The sequence below is a fragment of the Mucilaginibacter sp. SG538B genome (assembly GCF_013376065.1).
GTDB lineage: Bacteria > Bacteroidota > Bacteroidia > Sphingobacteriales > Sphingobacteriaceae > Mucilaginibacter > Mucilaginibacter rubeus.
In genome coordinates, this window is record NZ_JABMJI010000003.1 from 906,842 (window position 1) to 927,829 (window position 20,988).

Here is a 20,988-nt window from a genome sequence, read left to right on the forward strand (position 1 = left end):
TCATGAAAAAGCTTGCATACCTTTTGAGTTTGTTTGCACTCACTGCTTGTCACAACGGTAATCATAAACAATTAATATCTGATACAGTTAAACGAGATACCACTACCTCGTTTAAGCCTTATCAGCTTAATAAAGACTACATTGTAATTGACACAGGTATTTTTGATGCAACTGTTATGGGAGGCTATGCCGTTGTAACAAGAAACGGAAAGCTTGCCGATACTATTGACAAATATTACGGAATTGAGAAAATTGGCAACGATAACTATTTATATCTAACAATAACAGGTACAGGGCCGGGAGAAGATGATACTTCGAAAACACAGAAATCTCAAAAATCAATCAGTGGGTCTTTGGGCAGTTATATAATGGTCGTAAATGGTAAAAAACAAAATCTGTCAGCGTTTATAACTGACTTTAATGACTATTTTTCTTCACCATCTGTAATAAACGGCAACATTTATTTCTGGCAAATAAAAAAAATAGATACAACAGGTAATAACAGTATATCGGCTGCTAAATATGATCCGGTTACCAAGAAAACCACGAATTATTATTTGGTTGATGATTATATCGAAACAGATGATGCCAACTATTTTTCAGCGCCATATTTAAAAAATGACACCATCTATTTTGACGGAGAGAATAAAAAATTAAGAAAATTCACAAAGGATTTTAAGCCTTACAATTAAAATGTTCGACATAAATAATATACTCAGAGAAAATATAAAACGTCTTGTACCCTATTCATCGGCACGCGATGAATACCAGGGTGAAGCAAGCGTTTTCCTGGATGCCAATGAAAATGCTTTTGGCTCTCCTTTAGATCAGCAGTTTAACCGCTACCCTGATCCTTTACAGTACGATTTAAAAAAACGCATTACCGAAATTAAAGGCGTACCGCCGCGCAATATTTTTGTAGGCAACGGCAGTGATGAAGCTATCGATATCCTGTTCCGCAGCTTTTGTAACCCGGGTGTTGACAATGTGATATTGGTGCCGCCTACTTATGGCATGTACGAGGTATCGGCCAATATCAACGATATCCAGGCCCGCAAAGTAAACCTTACGGAAGATTATCAGCTAAATTTAGAGGGAATTGCCGAAGCTATCGACAAAAACACCAAGCTCATCTTTATCTGCTCGCCCAACAACCCGACTGGCAATTCTATCAACCGCGATGATATTCAAACCCTGCTGGCCAACTTCAGCGGAATTGTAGTGGTTGATGAGGCTTACATCAACTTCAGCCGTCAAAAGTCATTTATACAGGAATTGACCGAATGTGCCAACCTTGTGGTAATGCAAACCCTTTCCAAAGCCTGGGGCCTGGCCGGTTTACGTGTTGGTATGGCTTTCGCCAGCGAGGAAATCATTGAGGTGATGAACAAAGTAAAGCCGCCTTATAACGTTAACGAGTCCTCACAACAGCTGGCATTGGCTGCCCTGGCAAACGTTGGTCAGGTTAATGAATGGATTAAAGAAACCCTTACACAACGCGACAGGTTGGTTTTACAACTGAAAGATTTTGAGTTTGTGGTAGATATTTACCCTTCAGATGCCAACTTTATCCTTGTAAAAACCACCAATGCTAACGGTATTTACGACTACCTGGTAAAACAGGGCATTATAGTGCGCAACCGTTCAAAAGTTGAGCTTTGCGAGGGCTGTCTGCGCATCACTGTAGGCACACCAGATGAGAACACTATTTTACTCGAAGCGCTTCAAAACTTTAAATAAAAAAATCACTAACTCAATAATTCGCTAATTCACTAATTATAAAGAATGAGTTTACAGAAAATATTATTTGTCGACCGCGACGGCACCCTGATCAAAGAGCCTGCTGATGAGCAAATTGATTCATTTTCCAAGTTGGAGTTTTATCCGGGCGCGTTAACCTATCTGCCCAAAATAGCCAAAGAACTTGATTTTGAACTGGTAATGGTTACCAACCAGGACGGTTTAGGAACTTCTGTTTATCCTGAAGATACATTTTGGCCTGTCCACAATTTCATCCTGCAAACCTTTGAAGGTGAAGGCGTAAAATTTGCTAACCAGATCATTGACCGTACTTTTGCGCGTGATAATGCCTCCACCCGTAAGCCGGGCACTGCACTGTTAACGCAATACTTAGATGCGGATAAATACGACCTGAAAAATTCGTTTACCATCGGCGATCGTAAAAACGATGTGCTGCTGGCAAAAAACCTGGGTGCAAAAGCTATCTGGCTTAACAACAACAGCAACCTTGGCGGCAACGAGTTTAGCGAAGCAGATCATATTGATGACGTTATCGCCCTTGAAACTACCGACTGGCAAAAGATCTATGAGTTTCTGAAACTTGGTCAGCGGGTATTTGAACATCGCCGTGCCACTAAGGAAACCGATATCTATATCAAAATAAACCTTGATGGTAAGGGCGATGCCAAAATATCAACCGGTTTGCATTTTTTTGACCACATGCTGGATCAGATTGCCCGTCATGGTAGTATTGACCTGGAAATTACAGCCAAAGGAGATCTGCATATCGACGAGCATCATACCATTGAAGATACCGGCATTGCTTTAGGCGAAGTATTTGCCGCTGCTTTGGGCAACAAAATGGGAATTGAACGTTACGGTTTCTGTTTGCCAATGGACGATTGCCTTGCACAAGCTGCTATTGATTTCGGCGGCCGTAACTGGCTTGTTTGGGAAGCCGATTTTAAACGCGAAAAAGTAGGCGATGTGCCTACCGAAATGTTCTACCACTTCTTCAAATCATTCAGCGATGCCTCAAAAAGCAACCTGAATATAAAAGCAGAAGGACAAAACGAACATCACAAAATTGAAGCTATATTTAAAGCCTTTGCCAAGGCAATAAAAGTGGCTGTAAAACGTGATGTAGATAAGATGGTTTTACCAAGCACTAAAGGGCTTTTGTAACTCCCCAGCCTCCTAAAGGGGGAGTAACTAATCAAAATGGAAACACCAGATCAAAACAATACATCGGGAACCGATAAAAGCCTCGCAGAGGCACCCCCTTCAGGGGGCGGGGGGGGTATCGGCATCATCCTATACGGAGCCGGAAACATATTTTCCCTAACTGCCGCTTTAGAGCGCTTAGGTATCCCCTATGACTTTATAAACAGCGAGGAGGATTTTGACAAGTACGACCGCTATATCATCCCCGGTGTCGGACATGCGGGCGCAGCCATGAATAAGCTTAAAGCTACCGGGCTTGTACCTTCCATCAAAGCGTTAAAAAAGCCCACCCTCGGTATTTGTGTAGGTATGCAATTGCTTACCTCTTACTCTGAAGAGGGCGACTCTAACCTGTTGGATATCATACCGGTTAAAACTTTAAGGTTTAAAGATAGCGCCGATCATAAAGTGCCGCACACGGGCTGGAACAGGGTTTATCCTGAAAAGGACAACCCGCTATTTGAAAATATACCGTCAGGTTCACATTTTTACTTTGTACATTCATACTTTATTGAGTATGATAAAGCATACACTTTATTAGCCTCCGATTACGGAAATCAATTTTCGGCATCAATTTGGCTTGATAATTTTTACGGCGTACAATTTCACCCCGAAAAGTCGGGCGTGTTTGGCGAAACATTGTTAACTAATTTCTCAAAAATATAAAGGATATGTACATTATTCCTGCCATTGACATTTTGAACAAGAAGGTTGTCCGTCTTCGTGAAGGCGACTACAAACAGGTAACCGAATACGATGTTACCCTTGAAGAAATGATTGAACGCTACCAGAGCAACGGCACCAACTTCATCCACATTATCGACCTTAACGGCGCAAAAAATGATTTCAGCAATCAGCAGTACCTGTTTGACGTGATCCGTAAAACTGATATGAAGGTACAGTATGGCGGTGGTATACGCAGCATCGAAAAAGTAAAAGAGCTGATAGATGCAGGCGTTCACCGCGTTATTGTTGGCACGCAGGCACTTACCAACCCTGATTTTCTACCAGATCTGAGCAAAGAGATCTGCGGCAAAGACAAATGCTCCGACCAGGTGGTAGTAGCCATCGACGTACTTGACGAGGTAATCAAATACTCGGGCTGGATGGAAAGCTCCCCCATCAAACTGATGGATTACGTTGATAAATGCCTGGCTTTAGGTTTCTTCCGTTTCCTTTGTACTGACATTAATAAAGACGGTAAATTGGGCGGTGCCGGCATTGAACTGTACGAAAAACTGCTTGACCATTCTCCGTTCATTAAGTTGATCGCCTCAGGCGGCGTTAGCTCCATGAGCGATATCGAAAAACTTAACCGCTTAAAAGTTGAGTCGGTAGTAGTTGGCAAAGCCATATATGAGGGCCATATCACCATTGAAAACGTGAAACACTGGAATTTGGACGCGCTGATATCGATATAATCGCCCCCTAACCCCCTAAAGGGGGAACAATAGTTTTATAATGAAAAGAAAAATGTTTTTGGGAGCAGATCGATTAGTCTTTCAAAACGCAGAAGCACTTCGTTATAGAATGACAGTTGCCGAAGAGTTACTTTGGGAACAATTAAAGGGTAAACGGTTGGGTGTAAAATTTCGAAGGCAGCATCCTTTAGGAATTTACATCGCTGATTTCTATTGTCACCAACATAAATTAATCATTGAATTGGATGGAAGTATTCATAATCTTCCTGATGTAATTCAAAATGATATTGTTAGACAAAACAACTTGGTTTCCGATGGACTTAAAGTATTGCGCTTTACCAATGACCAGGTGCTTAATAATTTAGAAAAAGTATTGGAAAATATAAATACGCAAATCAAAAGCTCCCCCTTTAGGGGGCGGGGGGGGTTAGCCAAGCGAATCATCCCCTGTCTTGACGTTAAAGACGGTCGTACGGTAAAAGGTGTAAACTTTGTTGACTTGCGCGATGCCGGCGACCCGGTTGAGCTGGCCTGGAATTACTCGAACCAGGGAGCCGACGAGTTGGTGTTTCTGGATATCACAGCTACCGTTGAGCGCCGTAAAACTATGGTGGAGCTGGTAAAAGCTGTTGCCAGGCAGATCAATATCCCTTTCACTATCGGAGGAGGTATTAATGAAATTGCGGATGCCGATGCACTACTCAATGCCGGAGCCGATAAAATCTCCATCAATTCGGCCGCTGTGCGTAATCCGAAGCTGATAGATGAACTTGCTAATGCCTTCGGTGTTCAGTTTGTAGTAATAGCGGTTGATACCCGTAGCATTGGTGATAAAAATATAGTACACCTGAATGGCGGCAGGCTGCCAACCGAGCGCCAAACACTGGAGTGGATCCTGGAGGCTGAAAGCCGTGGCGCAGGCGAAATCCTGCTCACTTCTATGGATCATGACGGCACCAAAGGCGGCTTTGATAATGGTTTGCTGAAAACTGTTAATGATGCCGTGCATATCCCGGTGATAGCCTCGGGCGGTGCAGGCAAGGTTGAACACTTTGTTGATGTATTTGAGAAAACCAATGTGGATGCAGCACTGGCGGCTTCAGTGTTTCATTATGGTGAGATTTTGATACCGGATTTAAAGCGGATATTGCAAAGCAATAAAATAGAAGTTAGGATTTGAGATAACGCGGCGGCCTTGCGCGATTCCCTCCCTTGGGAGGGTGTAGGGAGGGGTTTCAGCAACAGATGTACCCCCCTTCCCTGCCATTGCACATTCCCAATACACCCCTCCCCAGGGAGGAAATTAAAAGAAAAGAATGAATATAGATTTTGAAAAAACCGGCGGACTTGTCCCCGTAATTATACAGGACGAACAAACTTTAGAGGTACTGATGCTGGGTTACATGAACCAGGAAGCTTACGATAAAACCGTTCAGGAAAATATCGTTACTTTTTATTCCCGTACAAAAAACCGTTTATGGACTAAGGGGGAAACCAGCAGCAACTTCCTGCATGTAAAAAGCATCAGCATTGATTGCGATAATGATACGCTGCTGATCAAAGTGAAAGCCGACGGCCCAACCTGTCATACAGGCTCACGCAGCTGCTTCAATACCGAATTTAATCAAAATTTTATCCTGGAGCTGGAAAATATCATTGCCGACAGATATACTAACCCGGTTGAAGGATCATATGTAAATAAACTTCGCAACAAAGGCCTTAACAAAATAGCCCAGAAAGTTGGTGAAGAAGGAGTTGAAACTGTTATCGCCGCCCTTGCCGAAACAGAAACCGACCTGATCAATGAATCATCAGACCTGGTTTTCCATCTATTGGTTCTGCTTCGTGAAAAAGGTTTAACACTGGAAACTATCGCTAAAAATTTAGAATCAAGACATAAGTAAATAGTTGGCAGTTTTGAGTTTGCAGCAGGCAGTTGGAGAGTTTTAACTAATATTGCAAAATACAAAACTATAAACTGCCAACCGGCAACTGCAAACTGAAATGATCACCATCCAAAAAACAGCCGAGCTCACAGGCCATGCCAACCCAATATTCACGCTTGAGTTATCGCAAAAGCCGGGCATATTGTTTACGGGCGGAAATGATAAAGGACTGGTTGAATGGGGCTTGAATGATTTCACTTTTATTAAAGTGATGTTCCCGGTCAATGCATCTATTTATGCTATTCATTGTCCGGAGGGATATCCGCTAATGTTTGCGGGTTTGCGCAGCGGCGAAGTTCTGGTGTTTGATTTTATTCAGCAAAAATTGCTCAAACCTTTAAGGCACCACCGCAAGGCTATCTTCGATATCAAATCATCAGTTAAAAAAGATGAGTTATTAATAGCATCGGAAGATGGCACCGTATCTGTATGGAACCTTAAAACGCTTGAAATGGTGCACAGCATAACAGTATCCAGGGACACCGTTCGTTGTATTGCCGTTTCGCCGGATCAAAAACAGGTGGCATTCGGTTGCCGGGATAATCACATCGCCATTTACGACCTGGAAGATTATACTATTATTAAAGCTCTTCACGGCCATACTATGGCTGTTTTTGCGCTTGTCTACAGTCCCGATGGGAGTTACATCGCTTCCGGCTCAAGAGATGCACAGGTAAAGATTTGGGATAGCAGCAGTTATCATGAAATAAAAAATGTTCCTGCCCATTTATTTGCGGTGAACCATATTGCATTCCATCCCACCCTACCCTATTTTGCTACCGCCAGCATGGATAAAAGTATCAAGATTTGGGGATCGGACGATTTTAAACTCTACAAAAATATCAGCAGGGAAAAAGGCTATCCAGGCCATGTGTTATCTGTCAATAAATTAGCATGGGGAACTCCCGACCAACTCCTTTCGGTAAGTGACGATAAAAAGATCATTTCATGGGAGATTAAATTTAGTTGACATCCTTCTTTTTTTCAGGAAACTTATCTTACCAAATTAAACTATCTTCCTTCCGTATGCCTTTACATTATTGGGGTAAATAAGGCATGGAGCTAATTAAAAAAACGCCTTATGCCGCACAGGTTATGGGTATATTTTTTTTGCTCCCGTGAGTATATACCATCTTCGTTAATAATATCAATTTTAACCTTGCCCGATGCATGAATGATGTGCTCATTATTAAGTATAATACCCACGTGAGTTACCCTGCCTTCGGAATTATCAAAAAAAGCCAGATCGCCTAACCGTGCTTCCTTTATCGAATCAACCTTGATACCTTCTTTCACCTGCATGCTTGCATCCCGCTTAATTCTGAGGCCTTTAAGTTTGTAAACCATTTGTGTAAAGCCCGAGCAATCAATACCAAAATGCGTTCGCCCGCCCCACAAGTAAGGAGAGTTCAGAAATGCTTTAGCGGTGGCAGCAATATCTTCAGGCTCACCAATTTTACCAATTATTTCAAAACGTTCATGACCAATGCGGCATGAGGTCCCTTCTAAAAAAGCAAGCGAGCTGCCCGCCGGCAAATAAACAACACTATTGTCGCTCATTTTCCATGCCTGCGTAACCGGCTGGTAAGTGAGCTTTGAGGGATGGTTCCTGATATTTTTATACGCTATATGACCAAGCATAGCAAATTGCAAGCGGCCTATCCACCCGATATACCCATCCGCCTCGGCAATGATCTTAACCCAGTTGTTTTGCCACTCAGTAATTTCAAACACTTCGCCAAATAGCAATTGCGATACCTGCTCGCTCCGCTCACTGGGCTCGGCCCTTAGCGGGATTACAGCAAGATTACATATCCCGTACTCCATAGTTCTGTAATGTCAAATAAACAAAAATCTGGCACGTATTTTTTAATCTATACGCGGTTAACATTTTAATATGATATTATTTAATAATTGGTATCAGTAACTTTTGGGGTAAAAGCTATACGATAATACAAAATATTTTTGAAATATTTAACCCAACAGAAATCTTCCGGCAATCCTTAATACTTAATTTATCACTCGCCGAATCATCGCTAACTAAAAAGGGACATGCATTGCATATCCCTTTTTATATCCCTAAAATAATGTCCTATTCGTTCATATGCAGCCACTCTTTTTTGGCAAGCAGCTCTTCTTCGCTTTCGCGGATATCTTCGTCATCAACACAACAATCTACAGGGCAAACCGCAGCACACTGGGGTTCATCATGGAAACCTACACATTCGGTACACTTATCGGGTACTATATAATAAATATCGTCAGATAATGCAGCTTGTGTTTCTTCGGCATTCAGGGTATTACCATCGCCAAAATCAATTATCCCTCTAAGGCCAGTCCCATCGCTGAAACGCCAGGCCGCTCCTGCATCATAAATAGCATTATTAGGGCATTCCGGTTCGCAGGCCCCGCAGTTTATGCATTCGTCGGTGATTTTAATCGCCATATTTCTAAATATCTAATAATCTCAATTAACTTTGCCTGCAAATTACAAGCGTACAAATATAACAAAAAAAGGCTTTAAGGGTTTAATCCCTTAACATATATATGTCAAAAATTAATCCAAAAAACTCAATAAATTCATTTTCGGAATTAGGCAGGCAACTTCTGGCCCCCGATGCGGCATTAAGCGTACTCATTGAAAACGAACAATATCATAATGCCTGGTTTACGCCGGCAAGTGTTTCAGAAGCCGTTACAGCCATAGGCGCCATGCTTAACGTGGAAGATCTAACTACATGGCTTTCGAAATATGTGCTTGAAACAGGCAAACCTGCAAAAAACGTAGGGCTTATACTGGCAGGCAACATCCCGCTGGTAGGGTTTCATGACGTACTTTGTGTTATTGCTTCCGGCAACAAGGCGCTTATCAAAGCCTCATCACAGGATGCACGACTCATCAAAGCTGTATTGGAAAAACTGGTAGCTATTGATCCTGCTTTTGCCGGCAGCTTTAACTTTGTTGACAGGCTGGAAGGTTTTGACGCCATCATAGCCACAGGCAGCAACAACAGCTCACGTTATTTTGATTATTACTTTGGCAAAGTGCCTAACATCATTCGTAAAAACCGTAACAGTATTGCCGTTTTAAGCGGCAAGGAAAGCGCTGCAGACTTATTTAGCCTGGGACATGATATTTTAGATTATTATGGCCTTGGCTGTCGTAACGTATCCAAAATACTGGTACCGGAGGGGTATGACTTTACTTTCTTTTTCGAATCGATAGAAGATCATAAAGCCATCATTAATCATCATAAATACAACAATAATTACGATTATAACAAATCCATTTACCTGGTTAATGGTGATAAACATTTTGATAATGGTTTTTTGATGGTTAAAGAAGATGACAGGCTGACATCTCCGCTGTCAGTATTGTTTTTTAACTATTATCATGACATGGCAGAGGCCGAAAATATCGTTGATCAGAATGCCGAAAATATCCAGTGTATAGTGAGCAAACTACCGCTGCAGGTTACAAGCCAGGTGGTAGGTTTTGGACAAAGCCAGCAACCCAAACTATGGGATTATGCCGACGGCGTGGATACGATGGAATTTTTGTCAAGTCTTTAAATAAAATAAATACCTTTGGGAAGTAAGGTGAAAGGACAAAGGTAAAAGGCGAAAGGTTACTACCCTATTGTACTTGAACGACACCTTTTGCCTTTCAGCTTTAACCTTAAAAAAATGTATATTATAAAAAAGTAAGGTAAAAGGCGAAAGGTTACTACCTTTTTCACCCCAAAAGGCACCTTTTGCCTTTTGCCTTTCAGCTTTAACCTTAAAAAAAATGTATATCATAAAAGTTAAAGGGGTTGCCAAAATACCCGATTATGTACAACTACGTGATGATAAGTTTACGCTGTTGGCTTATTTCAGGGTTGACAGACCGGATAAATCGCTTGATAAGGTTGGATTAGGCGACAAGGCCGACGAGATCATGAATATTATCAAAGACCTGCCGTTTGGACAGATCTTAAAATTAGAGTTATAAAACAATGATTGGAAATTCTATAATAAAACTAAACAACGTTGATATTTTTCAACAGGCTCACCTGGTACTTTCAAACGTGAATTTACATGTTGATAAAGGTGATTTTGTGTGGCTGATAGGTCAGACAGGATCAGGGAAAAGCAGCCTGCTGAAAGTAATTTATGGCGACTTGGGGATTAAAGCGGGTACCGGTCATGCCTGTGGCTATGAATTAAGCAAGCTGCCCAGCCGCGACATTCCCTACCTGCGCCGTAAACTGGGTATAGTTTTCCAGGATTTTCAGTTGCTTACCGATCGTACCATTGAGCAAAATCTCAACTTTGTAATGCGCGCCACCGGTTGGAACGATAAAAAACTGATTGCAGATAAAGCTCTTGATGTACTTGAAAAGGTTGGCCTGCGGTCAAAATTAAAGAAAATGCCTCACGAACTTTCAGGCGGCGAGCAGCAGCGTGTAGTTATAGCACGCGCCTTGCTTAATGACCCGGAAATAATCCTGGCCGATGAACCTACAGGCAACCTCGACCCTGAAACATCTGAAGAAATTGTACTCCTGCTCAAACAAATCAGCCAATCGGGCACTGCCGTACTGGTAGCCACTCACGATTATCACATTATCCGTGCTTTTCCATCGCGTATTATCAAATGCGAGAACGGTAAGGTTTTGGAAGATGTGGAGATATGACCGCTGATCATTGATGATTACGTTGATTTCGTTGATCTTTTAATTTAATGATTGAACTGATGTTTTAAATTCGCCGGCAAGTCAAAATCATGCCGACTAATAGTCATAAACACCCTTCAAGAACAATCAACGAAATCAGCGCCATCAAAAACCAACGGTGACAAATCAACGGTTTGCCTGTCACCCTTTCTTAAAATCATTTCATGCTACTGACAGCTTGACTGCTTTACAGTTGTGGCAAGATACTTGATTGGCACTACTCGCTATGAAATTTAACGATATGTTGAAGAAAAAGAAGAAAGAAAATACGGATAATACTGAAAATATAAACGAAGTGAACAACGAGCAATTACATGATGAAGGGCAGGAACAAGCCCCGGTAGCAGAAGCTACAGCCACGGAAACCCAACAGGGAACTGCCGCTGCCCCAACTGCTGAAGAAAAGTTGAAAGACGAGCTGGCACAGGCTAATGACAAGTACTTGCGTTTATATGCCGAATTTGATAACTTTAGAAGGCGTACCATTAAAGAACGCGAGGAAGCCCGCAAAACTGAAGGTAAAGATGTAATTGTGGCTTTACTACCTGTACTTGACGACTTTGAACGCGCGCAGCGTGCCATGGATAAGGCCACAGAAGTTGCCCCGGTTAAAGAGGGCGTTACTTTGATCCAACACAAGCTAAAAAATATACTTGGCCAAAAAGGTCTGAAAGAAATGACATCAATAGGCAATGCCTTTGATGCCGACCTGCATGAAGCTATTACCAATATTCCGGCACCTACTGATGACCTTAAAGGCAAGGTAATGGACGAAATGGAAAAAGGCTACACCCTTAACGACAAAGTGATACGCTTTGCTAAAGTGGTTGTAGGAGCGTAACTGATTTCGGATTTGAGACTTTCAATTTCGGATTTATCCGGATGTGATAGTCTATCCTGATCTTACACAATATTAAATAATAATAAATCCGAAATCTGAATTTCGGAATCCGAAATTTTTAAAATTATGGCTAAAAGAGATTATTACGATGTGCTTGGGGTTGCGAAAGGCGCAAGTGCTGATGACATAAAAAAAGCATATCGTAAAATGGCTATTAAATATCACCCTGATAAAAACCAGGGCGATAAGGAAGCGGAAGAAAAGTTTAAGGAAGCTGCCGAAGCTTACGAAGTACTAAGCACTCCCGAAAAACGTCAGCGTTATGATCAGTTTGGTCACGCAGCCAACGCTTCATCGCCAAATGGTGGTGGTTATGGTGGCGGTGGCATGAATATGGACGACATATTTAGCCAGTTTGGCGATATTTTTGGTGGTGGCAGTCCGTTTGAAGGTTTCTTTGGCGGCGGCCGTCAAAGCGGTGGCGGCGGCAGGCGTGTAGCCCGCGGCAGCAACCTGCGTATCAAAGTACGCTTAACCCTTGAAGAAATTGCCAACGGCGCCGAAAAGAAGATCAAAGTAAATAAGCAGATCATCTGTAAAACCTGCGATGGCAGCGGGGCTAAAGACAAATCATCCTTCCAAACCTGCAAAACCTGCGGCGGTTCAGGAGCGGTACGCAGAGTAACCAATACCATTTTGGGTCAGATGCAAACTACCAGCACCTGCCCTACCTGTAACGGCGAAGGATCAACCATACTGTCAAAATGTAACGTTTGTCATGGTGACGGCGTGGTTCGCGGTGAAGAATTGATCACCATCCAGGTGCCTGCGGGTGTTAGCGAAGGTATGCAGTTAAGCATGAGCGGTAAAGGTAATGCAGCCCCACGCGGCGGTGTTCCCGGCGACTTGATCATCCTGATTGAAGAGGTGCCTCACGAAACATTAAAACGTGATGGCAACAACGTGATCTATGATCTGCATGTAAACTTTGTTGATGCAACTTTAGGCACATCTATTGAAGTACCAACCATTGACGGTAAGGCTAAAATAAAAATTGACCCCGGAACACAAGGGGGCAAAATACTACGCCTGAAAGGTAAGGGTTTACCGGAAGTAAATTCATATCACCGTGGCGATCAACTGGTGCATATCAACATTTGGACACCAAAAGCGTTAAGCCGCGAGGAACGTGAGATCCTGGAAAAGCTGCAGGGCTCTCCTAACTTTAAACCCAATCCGGGCAAAAACGAAAAAAGTTTCTTTGAACGGATGAAGGAATATTTTGAATAGTCTTTTTGAGGTGAAAGGATAAAGGCGAAAGCTAAAAGGTATATGCAAAGCCCGGAGTTATTATGACTTCGGGCTTTGTAGTTTAAAGAAAGTTGAAGCGTAGACGCCTGACTTGCTTTATATAACTCCTGCCTTTTCCAGCTCCACCTGCATCTGCTGTTGTAAACTTAGTGCTTCCGCACGGGCGGCATCGGCAAAATCTTCGCGATTGCTTGCATATAATATAGAACGCGACGAGTTTACGATAAGGCCGCAATCTTTAGTGATGCCGTATTTGCAAACTTCTTCAAGGCTTCCTCCCTGTGCTCCTACTCCGGGTACTAATAAAAAATTATCGGGCGCATATGCGCGGATGTTAGTAAACTCGGCGCTTTTGGTTGCGCCCACTACATACATGATCCTGTCGGCTCCGGCCCAGGTATTGGCCTTTTTTATCACATTTTCATATAAATAGCCGTCTCCGGTTTGCAGGTATTGAAAATCCTTACTGCCAACGGATGATGTCAGGGCTAAAATAATAACCCATTTACCTTCGTAAGCCAGGTATGGTGTAACACTATCGTTACCCATATAAGGCGTAATGGTAATAGCATCAAAGCTCATCCCGCCCGATTGCTCATCAAAAAATGCTTTGGCATATTTATCGGATGTATTGCCGATATCGCCCCGTTTAGCGTCAATGATACTTAAACAATCTTTGGGAAGGTATTTATAGGTATCAATTAAGCTTTGTAATCCTTTTATACCATAGGCTTCGTAAAAAGCAGCATTAGGCTTATAAGCTATACAGAGATCCTGCGTAGCATCAATGATGCGTTTGTTAAATTCAAGTATAGGATCGGGATATGATCTTAAAAATTCGGGGATCTTGTTGATATCGGGATCAAGCCCAACACATAAAAACGATTTCTTTTTTTTGATTTGTTCAATTAACTCCTGGCGGGACATCATCAGCGGCTGAATAATATTTTAATTGTCAAAAAAACTAAAAATTTGGCTTATGTGTTCTGATATAAGTGATATTTATTTAATTAATTTGAAATTAAAGAATAATTGTTTACACTTGCATCGTTTTCCATTGAATTTTTCTTGCACTAAAGAAACAATTTAAATCACCACGCTTTTTATTATCACTTTATATAATACTTGCATGGGTTTGGATGTTTACTAAAACAAGGTTTCAAGATCAATTTCTTTCAATTATAGCCTCATATGTTTTTACATGTGGTCAAGCTTTAACACTTGCATAGAAATTTTTGCCGTTTGAAAACAAATTACAATTAAAAAATCCCATTGAACTATAATTCATATCATGTCTGATAAAATTGAATTGAACGACAAACTCGTTTCTGAGTTGCGCGAAATTGCCAGAAATTTAGGTATTGCTGAGGCCGACGAACTACGTAAAGCTCAGCTTGTTGCCCGTATTATTGAACAACAACAGCTTATTGAAGCCGCCAGGGCTCAACAAAATCTGATTGAATCAAACTATACCCCTACACCCGCGCCAGGCGAAGCGCCTGCTGAAACAATTGAAAAGCCCCGAAAAAGGACCCGTGTTATAAAAACCAAAGATTCATCAAAACCACGTATAGAGGTTCCTTTAGATGATACCAATCTTTTTGATGCGCAGGATGATGAGCCATCACAAGATGATCCGGAAACGGAAATTCCTGCTGTAACTGCAGAAACAGAAGCGCCGCAAGCCGGTGAAACAGTTGCCCGTACGGAAGAAGTTGTTCCGGAAGCCCGCCCGCAAAAGTTTGAGCGCAGGGTTAACAGCAACAACCAAAATCAGCAAAAAGCACAGGAACCGCCAATCAATCTCGACTTTGATAATGTAATTGTAAATGAAGGTGTTTTGGAAATTATGCCTGATGGTTATGGCTTCCTTCGTTCATCTGATTACAACTACCTTACTTCTCCCGATGATATTTACGTATCACAATCACAGATAAAACTATTCGGCCTTAAAACAGGTGACACGGTTAGGGGCAGCATCCGCCCACCGAAAGAAGGTGAAAAATACTTCCCGCTGGTACGTGTTGAGGCCATCAACGGCCGCATCCCTGCCGAGGTACGTGACCGTGTTCCTTTTGATCACTTAACACCTTTGTTCCCTTCCGAAAAACTGAGCCTCTTCACCGATCCGAACAACTATTCAACCCGCATCATGGACCTGTTTTCGCCTATTGGTAAAGGTCAGCGTGGCTTGATCGTGGCACAGCCAAAAACAGGTAAAACCATGTTATTAAAGGATGTGGCCAATGCTATTGCCAAAAACCATCCCGAAGTATACCTTATTATATTGCTGATAGACGAACGTCCGGAAGAGGTTACCGACATGGCCCGCAGCGTACGCGCCGAAGTTGTTTCATCCACTTTTGATGAGCCTGCTGAGCGCCACGTAAAAATTGCTAACATTGTGCTTGAAAAATCAAAACGTATGGTAGAGTGTGGTCATGACGTAGTGATCCTTCTTGACTCTATCACCCGTTTGGCACGCGCTTATAATACTGTTGCCCCCGCATCAGGTAAGATATTATCAGGCGGTGTTGATGCTAACGCATTGCACAAACCTAAACGCTTTTTTGGTGCCGCCCGCAACATTGAGGATGGCGGTTCATTAACTATCATTGCTACAGCGCTTACCGAAACCGGCTCAAAAATGGACGAGGTTATTTTTGAAGAATTTAAAGGTACCGGTAACATGGAGTTACAACTGGATCGTAAATTATCGAATAAACGTATTTTCCCGGCTATCGATATTACTGCTTCAAGTACCCGCCGCGACGACTTACTGCTTGACCGTGACACGCTTCAGCGCATTTGGATTCTCCGTAACCATCTTGCCGATATGAATTCGCAGGAATCAATGGAGTTTTTACAAGCTCAAATTAGAGGCACAAAAACTAACGAAGAATTTCTGATTTCGATGAATTCGTAATATTTTAGCGATAATGAAGTTATAAGTAAGTAGAATATTATTTGTAACTTCATTATTACTTAATAAATTCCTGATAATTTCGATGGCGAAATGAAGAGACGCGTCAAAAAACACCTTCCAAATGCTATTACCTGCGCCAACCTTTTTAGCGGTTGTATAGGTATAGTTTTCGCTTTCCAGGGTAACCTCATAGTGGCTGCTTATGCCATTTTTCTTTCCTCAATATTTGATTTTTTTGATGGCCTTGCATCAAGGGTTTTAAACTCTTATTCATTTATAGGCAAAGACCTCGATTCGCTGGCCGATATGGTAAGCTTTGGCGTATTGCCGTCAGTGATCATGTACGAACTATTTTTACAGGCTCCGCAATTAAACGGCATAAGTCACCTGTTAAACTTCGTTGCATTCCTTTTACCGGTATTTTCGGCATTGAGGCTTGCAAAATTCAATAACGACACGCGGCAATCAGATAGCTTTATCGGGTTACCGACACCAGCAAACGCCATCCTTATAGCATCGCTGCCTTTAATAGTACAACAGTACGATGCTTTGGCGCATTACATTTTAAATCCTTACTTTCTAACAGTTCTGGTTTTAATAATGTGCACGCTACTGGTATCCGAAATACCGCTCATGTCGCTTAAATTCAAGAACCGCGACTTTAACAAAAACATTTTCCGTTATTTACTGCTCTTGTTTTCGGCAATACTCATACTATTTTTTAAATTTGTGGCCGTTCCGGTGGTTATATTTATTTATATCACCTTATCTCTAATTCAAACAAAACTCACAAATGACAAAGTTCCAGGCTGAAATCGACGTAATGCCCAAAAAAGAAATACTTGATCCACAAGGAAAAGCAGTAACCGGTAGCATGAAAAACCTTGGCTTAGCCGAAATTCATAACGTGCGCATTGGCAAACACATTACGCTTGAAATAGAAGCCGAAAATGCCGAAGCCGCCAGCGTCAAAGTTGACCAGGCCTGCAAAAACCTGTTGGCCAACCTGATTATGGAAAGCTATACTTTTAAAATATCAGAAGTTTAGGTTAAAGGCGAAAGGTAAAAGGTCAAAGGTTCTTTATTTGCATAAATAAAAACTTTATAAATACAAAAGGCAAAAGGGAAACCTCTTGCCTTTGTTTTTTTATATGTAAGTGGCGAAACTTTCACCTTTTACCTTTCGCCTTTATCCTTTCACCTTAAAGACTTACAAATTAGCTTCCTTTTCGGCTTTAATTTCCTTTAAAGTGATGAGGTTTGCAGATACCATGCTGTTTACCTGGTTAAACTTTTCAAATATTTCGGTTGGGTTTTGACCGCCGGCTTTACAGGCCAGCTCAACTTCCTGTATGGTAGCCTGACTTATGGGCATACCAAAAAAACCAAGGTTAGGCTTTAATTTATGAGCTGCCTGGGCTGCTAACGCCCAATCCTGGTTATTTAACGCGTTGCTGATCGTATTAAGTAGATCGGGCGATTGCTCAAGGAACATCCCAATCGAGTCAACAATAAAATCGTCGCTACCATCGGCAATCTCGTATAAAAAAGAAAGATCAAGGTCCTGTTCTGGTGAAATATCTGCCATTATAAAAGCTTTGTGTTTATTCAAAAATATGCTTTTTTACGATTAAGTTATCCTTTAGTTCATCCTTTAGCTGCAAAATATTTTTTTTGAACACAGGATGAATAAGGTTAGGTGCTATCTCGGCCAGGGGGATCAGCGTAAAACTGCGTTTATACAATTCGGGATGGGGCACCACCAGGTTAAAATCATGGATCACTTCATCGCCATAAAATAAAATATCAATATCAATAATGCGCGATCCCCATTTAACCTCCCGCTTACGACCCATTTGCAGTTCGATATTCAATATTTTTTCCAACACGTCCTGCGCCGACAGATCAGTTTGGAGCATCAGCACCTGGTTTAAATAGTCGGGCTCATCGGTTTTACCCCACGACTGGGTTTCATAAACCGACGATATCAGTTTAACCGGAGCAATCTGGGCCGAAATAGATTCAATTGCCTGCTGCAGAAACAATTCGCGGGTGCCAAGGTTGCTCCCAAGCAATAAAAAAACATCAATCATGTTGTAACAAATATAATGGAAACCGCTCTTAGCATTATACGGCTCCTTATTACTAAGTTTGCATAGTTAAAAAGATTTATAACATTAATGAAACAATTCTTCAAATTCGTTCTGGCCACTATTGTAGGGGTAATTATTTCGGGTATAATAATAGGTGTTGTAGGAGCGGTTCTTGTTATCGGCCTTATTGCATCCGCCGGCAGTGATAAAACTGTAGATGTTAGCCCAAACTCTATTTTATACATGTCGCTAAAAAATCAGATCACCGAGCGTACACCAAACAATCCTCTTGCCGGTCTGGATTTTTTGGGTTTGAATGAAGATAAATCAATCGGCTTAAATGATATCCTGGCTGATATTAAAAAAGCAAAAACCGACGATAATATTAAAGGCATATACCTTGATGAGAGTTATATGACCGCCGGCCAGGCCACTACCGAAGAGATCCGCAACGCACTTATCGACTTTAAAAAATCAGGCAAATTTATTGTAGCCTACGCCGAAGTATATACACAGGGTTTTTACTATCTGGCATCAGTAGCCGATAAAGTTTATATTAACCCAAAAGGCATTTTTGAGTTTCATGGCTTCAGCTCTCAAACCACTTTTCTGAAAGGTGCACTGGACAAATTAGGTATTGAGGCACAGATCATTAAAGTTGGTACCTTTAAAAGCGCTGTTGAACCATTGTTCCTTACCAAGATGAGCGATGCCAATAAACTACAGGTAACTTCATATCTTGGTTCACTGTACAATCATTTTTTAACCGGTATCAGCAAAAGCCGGGGCCTTAACAGGGATTCATTATTCAGCTATGCCGATAATATGCGCATTCAATTTCCTGAAGATGCCTATAAATTGAAGCTGGTTGACGGCTTAAAATATAAAGATGAGATCCTTAACGATTTGAAAAGGCGCACCGGTACCGATTTAAAAGACGATTTAAAAAGCGTTGATCTTAGGGACTACGCCAAAAGCAAAAGTGATGATTCGGACGATAAGGAGGATGATTCATCATCTAAAAACCGCATTGCTATTGTCTATGCATCAGGTGATATTACAGGTGGTGATGGCGACGACAACAGTATCGGTTCAGAAACTATTTCGAAAGCATTACGCAAAGCTCGTTTAGATGATAAAGTTAAAGCTGTGGTATTGCGTGTAAATTCGCCGGGCGGCAGCTCACTGGCATCTGATGTGATTTGGCGCGAAGTAAAGTTGATCCACGAAAAGAAGCCGATCATTGTTTCTATGGGTGATTATGCTGCATCGGGTGGTTATTACATTTCATGTGCGGCCGATTCGATCATTGCCCAGCCTAATACTATTACCGGTTCTATCGGCATTTTCGCCGTATTGCCAAACATGCAAAAACTGTTTAACGATAAACTGGGTGTAACCTTTGATGGTGTAAAAACCGGAAAGTATGCAGATTTGGGCGACATTAGCCGCCCGCTTAATCCCGACGAGCGCCTGATATTACAAAACAGTGTGAACCGTGGTTATGATGAATTTACGAAAGCAGTGGCCGAAGGCCGCGGCAAAACACAGGCTTACATTAACAGCATTGGCCAGGGCCGTGTTTGGACCGGTGAGCAGGCCCTTAAAATTGGCCTGGTTGACCGTTTGGGGAATATCAACGATGCTATCACTTCAGCTGCCAAAAAAGCTAAGATCAAAACCTATAATATTGTAAGTTACCCCGAGCAAAAAAGCTTTTTCAACAAGGTGGGCAGCGGTTTAAGCGCCGAAGTACAAACCCGCATGGTGAAAAACGAGCTTGGCGAAAATTACAGGGTTTATCAACAAATAAAGGGGATCACCCAAATGATGCGTACTCCGCAGGCCCGCCTGCCTTATGACCTTGTGATCAAATAAAATTTCATTAATACATTAATTTTGATTGTGAAAAGCTGCCCGATTTGGGTGGCTTTTTTGTTGTCCGGTAAGACTTGCAAAATTTTGAAAACTGCATAAGTCTGTTAAATATAATACATCTTATCCCTCTTCAAATAAGCATTCGGCACATTCATCGGTACATAGTCAATTCCGTAAGCATGCTTTATCAGCAGGCTAACTACCTCCATAATAGTTTGCTCCTTGCGGTGAAATTGTGGTAGTGACCCCATCATGGCATAACTTATTGGGTTTACAGATGGAATAAACGTTTCCCATTCATATCCCCGGCCCCAGATCAACCCTTTAACTGTATAGAACAGATCGGTACCGTTTTGCAACAGAAAGTGAAGCATATCAACAGAACTATTCCCGTTTTGATTAACCGTATGAAAAATAGGTGTATGTCCGCCGAAACCATGATCATCATAAGCTGCTTTGGCATTTACATCAGCCCCATGCTGTAAAAGTATTTTGGCGCAGGCAAGGCTATTATATTCGGCGCAAAAATGCATGAGTGTTCCACCCGTTAAAGGAGTATAGGTATTATTATATAAAGAATAGGTTTTGTTAACAGCAGATGGATCTATCGTCAAAGCCTGTTTTAACATCTCCTCATCGTGGGCAAAAACCGCCAGTAACGCCTTGTATTCATAATCAAGTCCGGCATCAATAAAAGCTTGCACACATTCTTTAAACCGGGGGCCGCGGGCATACATTTCAACCATCATGGTAAAAACAGGCATGCCATCATGAACTTCGTTCGGGCTGCCGCCTTTATTAAAATACGCTTTGATCTCATCAACAGCATGAGTTTCGGCGGCGTAAAGGATGTCGTTATAATCGGGCATGATCTTTTTATTAAAGTTAAA

At 41.8% G+C, this 20,988-nt stretch carries 23 protein-coding genes and 1 pseudogene; 18 read left to right on the top strand and 6 right to left on the bottom strand.

The genetic code is table 11. The annotated features are described in order from the left end of the window. Window positions 1-2: 2 nt before the first annotated feature. The 9 genes and pseudogenes from FHW88_RS19810 to FHW88_RS19845 all read left to right on the top strand — a co-directional run bounded on the left by FHW88_RS19810 (window position 3) and on the right by FHW88_RS19845 (window position 7,301). Window positions 3-692: a hypothetical protein gene (locus tag FHW88_RS19810; protein ID WP_176627623.1), complete on the top strand. Its 690-nt coding sequence runs from the start codon at window positions 3-5 to the stop codon at window positions 690-692. Window position 693: 1 nt separating this feature from the next. Beyond that, window positions 694-1,740, top strand: a complete 1,047-nt coding sequence (gene hisC / locus FHW88_RS19815; RefSeq protein ID WP_090526578.1) for a histidinol-phosphate transaminase — start codon at window positions 694-696, stop codon at window positions 1,738-1,740. Between the two features lie 45 nt (window positions 1,741-1,785). Next, on the top strand, window positions 1,786-2,925 hold the full coding sequence (hisB, locus tag FHW88_RS19820) for a bifunctional histidinol-phosphatase/imidazoleglycerol-phosphate dehydratase HisB (protein WP_176627624.1): 1,140 nt from the start codon (window positions 1,786-1,788) through the stop codon (window positions 2,923-2,925). Window positions 2,926-2,961: 36 nt separating this feature from the next. After that, entirely contained in the window at window positions 2,962-3,630 is a 669-nt protein-coding gene (gene hisH, locus FHW88_RS19825) for an imidazole glycerol phosphate synthase subunit HisH (RefSeq protein WP_176627625.1), read from the top strand. 5 nt (window positions 3,631-3,635) lie between these two features. Beyond that, window positions 3,636-4,385: a HisA/HisF-related TIM barrel protein gene (locus tag FHW88_RS19830; RefSeq protein ID WP_090526572.1), complete on the top strand. Its 750-nt coding sequence runs from the start codon at window positions 3,636-3,638 to the stop codon at window positions 4,383-4,385. 52 nt (window positions 4,386-4,437) lie between these two features. After that, window positions 4,438-4,770, top strand: a pseudogene (locus FHW88_RS30205) (endonuclease domain-containing protein); the annotation flags it as partial. A gap of 9 nt (window positions 4,771-4,779) precedes the next feature. Further along, the gene (gene hisF, locus FHW88_RS19835) at window positions 4,780-5,565 is read left to right on the top strand and encodes an imidazole glycerol phosphate synthase subunit HisF (RefSeq protein ID WP_229701594.1); all 786 of its coding nucleotides are present in this window, start codon (window positions 4,780-4,782) and stop codon (window positions 5,563-5,565) included. Window positions 5,566-5,701: 136 nt separating this feature from the next. After that, the gene (gene hisIE, locus FHW88_RS19840) at window positions 5,702-6,289 is read left to right on the top strand and encodes a bifunctional phosphoribosyl-AMP cyclohydrolase/phosphoribosyl-ATP diphosphatase HisIE (protein ID WP_091162321.1); all 588 of its coding nucleotides are present in this window, start codon (window positions 5,702-5,704) and stop codon (window positions 6,287-6,289) included. Window positions 6,290-6,389: 100 nt separating this feature from the next. Beyond that, complete coding sequence (locus tag FHW88_RS19845; RefSeq protein WP_176627626.1) at window positions 6,390-7,301, top strand: WD40 repeat domain-containing protein; 912 nt, start codon at window positions 6,390-6,392, stop codon at window positions 7,299-7,301. A gap of 92 nt (window positions 7,302-7,393) precedes the next feature. Here FHW88_RS19845 and FHW88_RS19850 read toward each other — a convergent pair whose 3' ends face one another. Then, on the bottom strand, window positions 7,394-8,158 hold the full coding sequence (locus tag FHW88_RS19850; RefSeq protein ID WP_176627627.1) for a C40 family peptidase: 765 nt from the start codon (window positions 8,156-8,158) through the stop codon (window positions 7,394-7,396). A 265-nt stretch (window positions 8,159-8,423) separates the two neighbouring features. Then, on the bottom strand, window positions 8,424-8,777 hold the full coding sequence (locus tag FHW88_RS19855) for a 4Fe-4S dicluster domain-containing protein (protein ID WP_090526563.1): 354 nt from the start codon (window positions 8,775-8,777) through the stop codon (window positions 8,424-8,426). A gap of 101 nt (window positions 8,778-8,878) precedes the next feature. Between FHW88_RS19855 and FHW88_RS19860 the strand changes: the two genes are divergently transcribed. The 5 genes from FHW88_RS19860 (at window position 8,879) to dnaJ (ending at window position 13,180) form a co-directional block, all read left to right on the top strand. After that, window positions 8,879-9,904, top strand: a complete 1,026-nt coding sequence (locus tag FHW88_RS19860; RefSeq protein WP_176627628.1) for an acyl-CoA reductase — start codon at window positions 8,879-8,881, stop codon at window positions 9,902-9,904. Window positions 9,905-10,121: 217 nt separating this feature from the next. Next, window positions 10,122-10,325, top strand: a complete 204-nt coding sequence (locus tag FHW88_RS19865; RefSeq protein WP_090526558.1) for a fructose-6-phosphate aldolase — start codon at window positions 10,122-10,124, stop codon at window positions 10,323-10,325. A gap of 4 nt (window positions 10,326-10,329) precedes the next feature. Continuing rightward, window positions 10,330-11,010, top strand: coding sequence for a cell division ATP-binding protein FtsE (locus FHW88_RS19870; protein WP_090526556.1), 681 nt, complete (start codon window positions 10,330-10,332; stop codon window positions 11,008-11,010). Window positions 11,011-11,275: 265 nt separating this feature from the next. Beyond that, window positions 11,276-11,890 carry a nucleotide exchange factor GrpE gene (locus FHW88_RS19875; protein ID WP_255485376.1) on the top strand — a complete coding sequence of 205 codons (615 nt, stop codon included), beginning with the start codon at window positions 11,276-11,278 and terminating at the stop codon, window positions 11,888-11,890. 126 nt (window positions 11,891-12,016) lie between these two features. After that, window positions 12,017-13,180 (top strand): molecular chaperone DnaJ, encoded by a 1,164-nt coding sequence (gene dnaJ, locus FHW88_RS19880; RefSeq protein WP_090526554.1) that lies wholly within the window; start codon window positions 12,017-12,019, stop codon window positions 13,178-13,180. 117 nt (window positions 13,181-13,297) lie between these two features. Here the strand turns inward: dnaJ and pyrF are convergent, their stop codons facing one another. After that, the gene (gene pyrF / locus FHW88_RS19885) at window positions 13,298-14,128 is read right to left on the bottom strand and encodes an orotidine-5'-phosphate decarboxylase (RefSeq protein ID WP_176627793.1); all 831 of its coding nucleotides are present in this window, start codon (window positions 14,126-14,128) and stop codon (window positions 13,298-13,300) included. Between the two features lie 364 nt (window positions 14,129-14,492). Between pyrF and rho the strand changes: the two genes are divergently transcribed. From rho to purS, 3 genes are all read left to right on the top strand, one after another. Beyond that, a complete protein-coding gene (gene rho / locus FHW88_RS19890; RefSeq protein WP_176627629.1) occupies window positions 14,493-16,127 on the top strand; it encodes a transcription termination factor Rho in 1,635 nt (544 codons plus the stop codon). 90 nt (window positions 16,128-16,217) lie between these two features. Beyond that, entirely contained in the window at window positions 16,218-16,940 is a 723-nt protein-coding gene (pssA, locus tag FHW88_RS19895) for a CDP-diacylglycerol--serine O-phosphatidyltransferase (RefSeq protein WP_090526549.1), read from the top strand. Next, the gene (gene purS, locus FHW88_RS19900; protein WP_176627630.1) at window positions 16,921-17,175 is read left to right on the top strand and encodes a phosphoribosylformylglycinamidine synthase subunit PurS; all 255 of its coding nucleotides are present in this window, start codon (window positions 16,921-16,923) and stop codon (window positions 17,173-17,175) included. Before pssA ends, purS begins: the two co-directional genes overlap by 20 nt. Window positions 17,176-17,337: 162 nt before the next feature. Here the strand turns inward: purS and FHW88_RS19905 are convergent, their stop codons facing one another. Both FHW88_RS19905 and folK read right to left on the bottom strand, forming a co-directional pair. Continuing rightward, a complete protein-coding gene (locus FHW88_RS19905) occupies window positions 17,338-17,715 on the bottom strand; it encodes an Hpt domain-containing protein (RefSeq protein WP_112655708.1) in 378 nt (125 codons plus the stop codon). A 16-nt stretch (window positions 17,716-17,731) separates the two neighbouring features. Then, on the bottom strand, window positions 17,732-18,220 hold the full coding sequence (gene folK / locus FHW88_RS19910; RefSeq protein ID WP_176627631.1) for a 2-amino-4-hydroxy-6-hydroxymethyldihydropteridine diphosphokinase: 489 nt from the start codon (window positions 18,218-18,220) through the stop codon (window positions 17,732-17,734). 87 nt (window positions 18,221-18,307) lie between these two features. Here folK and sppA point away from each other — a divergent pair, with 87 nt between their 5' ends. Then, window positions 18,308-20,098, top strand: coding sequence for a signal peptide peptidase SppA (gene sppA / locus FHW88_RS19915; RefSeq protein ID WP_176627632.1), 1,791 nt, complete (start codon window positions 18,308-18,310; stop codon window positions 20,096-20,098). A gap of 104 nt (window positions 20,099-20,202) precedes the next feature. Here the strand turns inward: sppA and FHW88_RS19920 are convergent, their stop codons facing one another. Further along, a complete protein-coding gene (locus FHW88_RS19920) occupies window positions 20,203-20,967 on the bottom strand; it encodes an ankyrin repeat domain-containing protein (protein ID WP_176627633.1) in 765 nt (254 codons plus the stop codon). Between the last annotated feature and the right edge of the window lie 21 nt (window positions 20,968-20,988).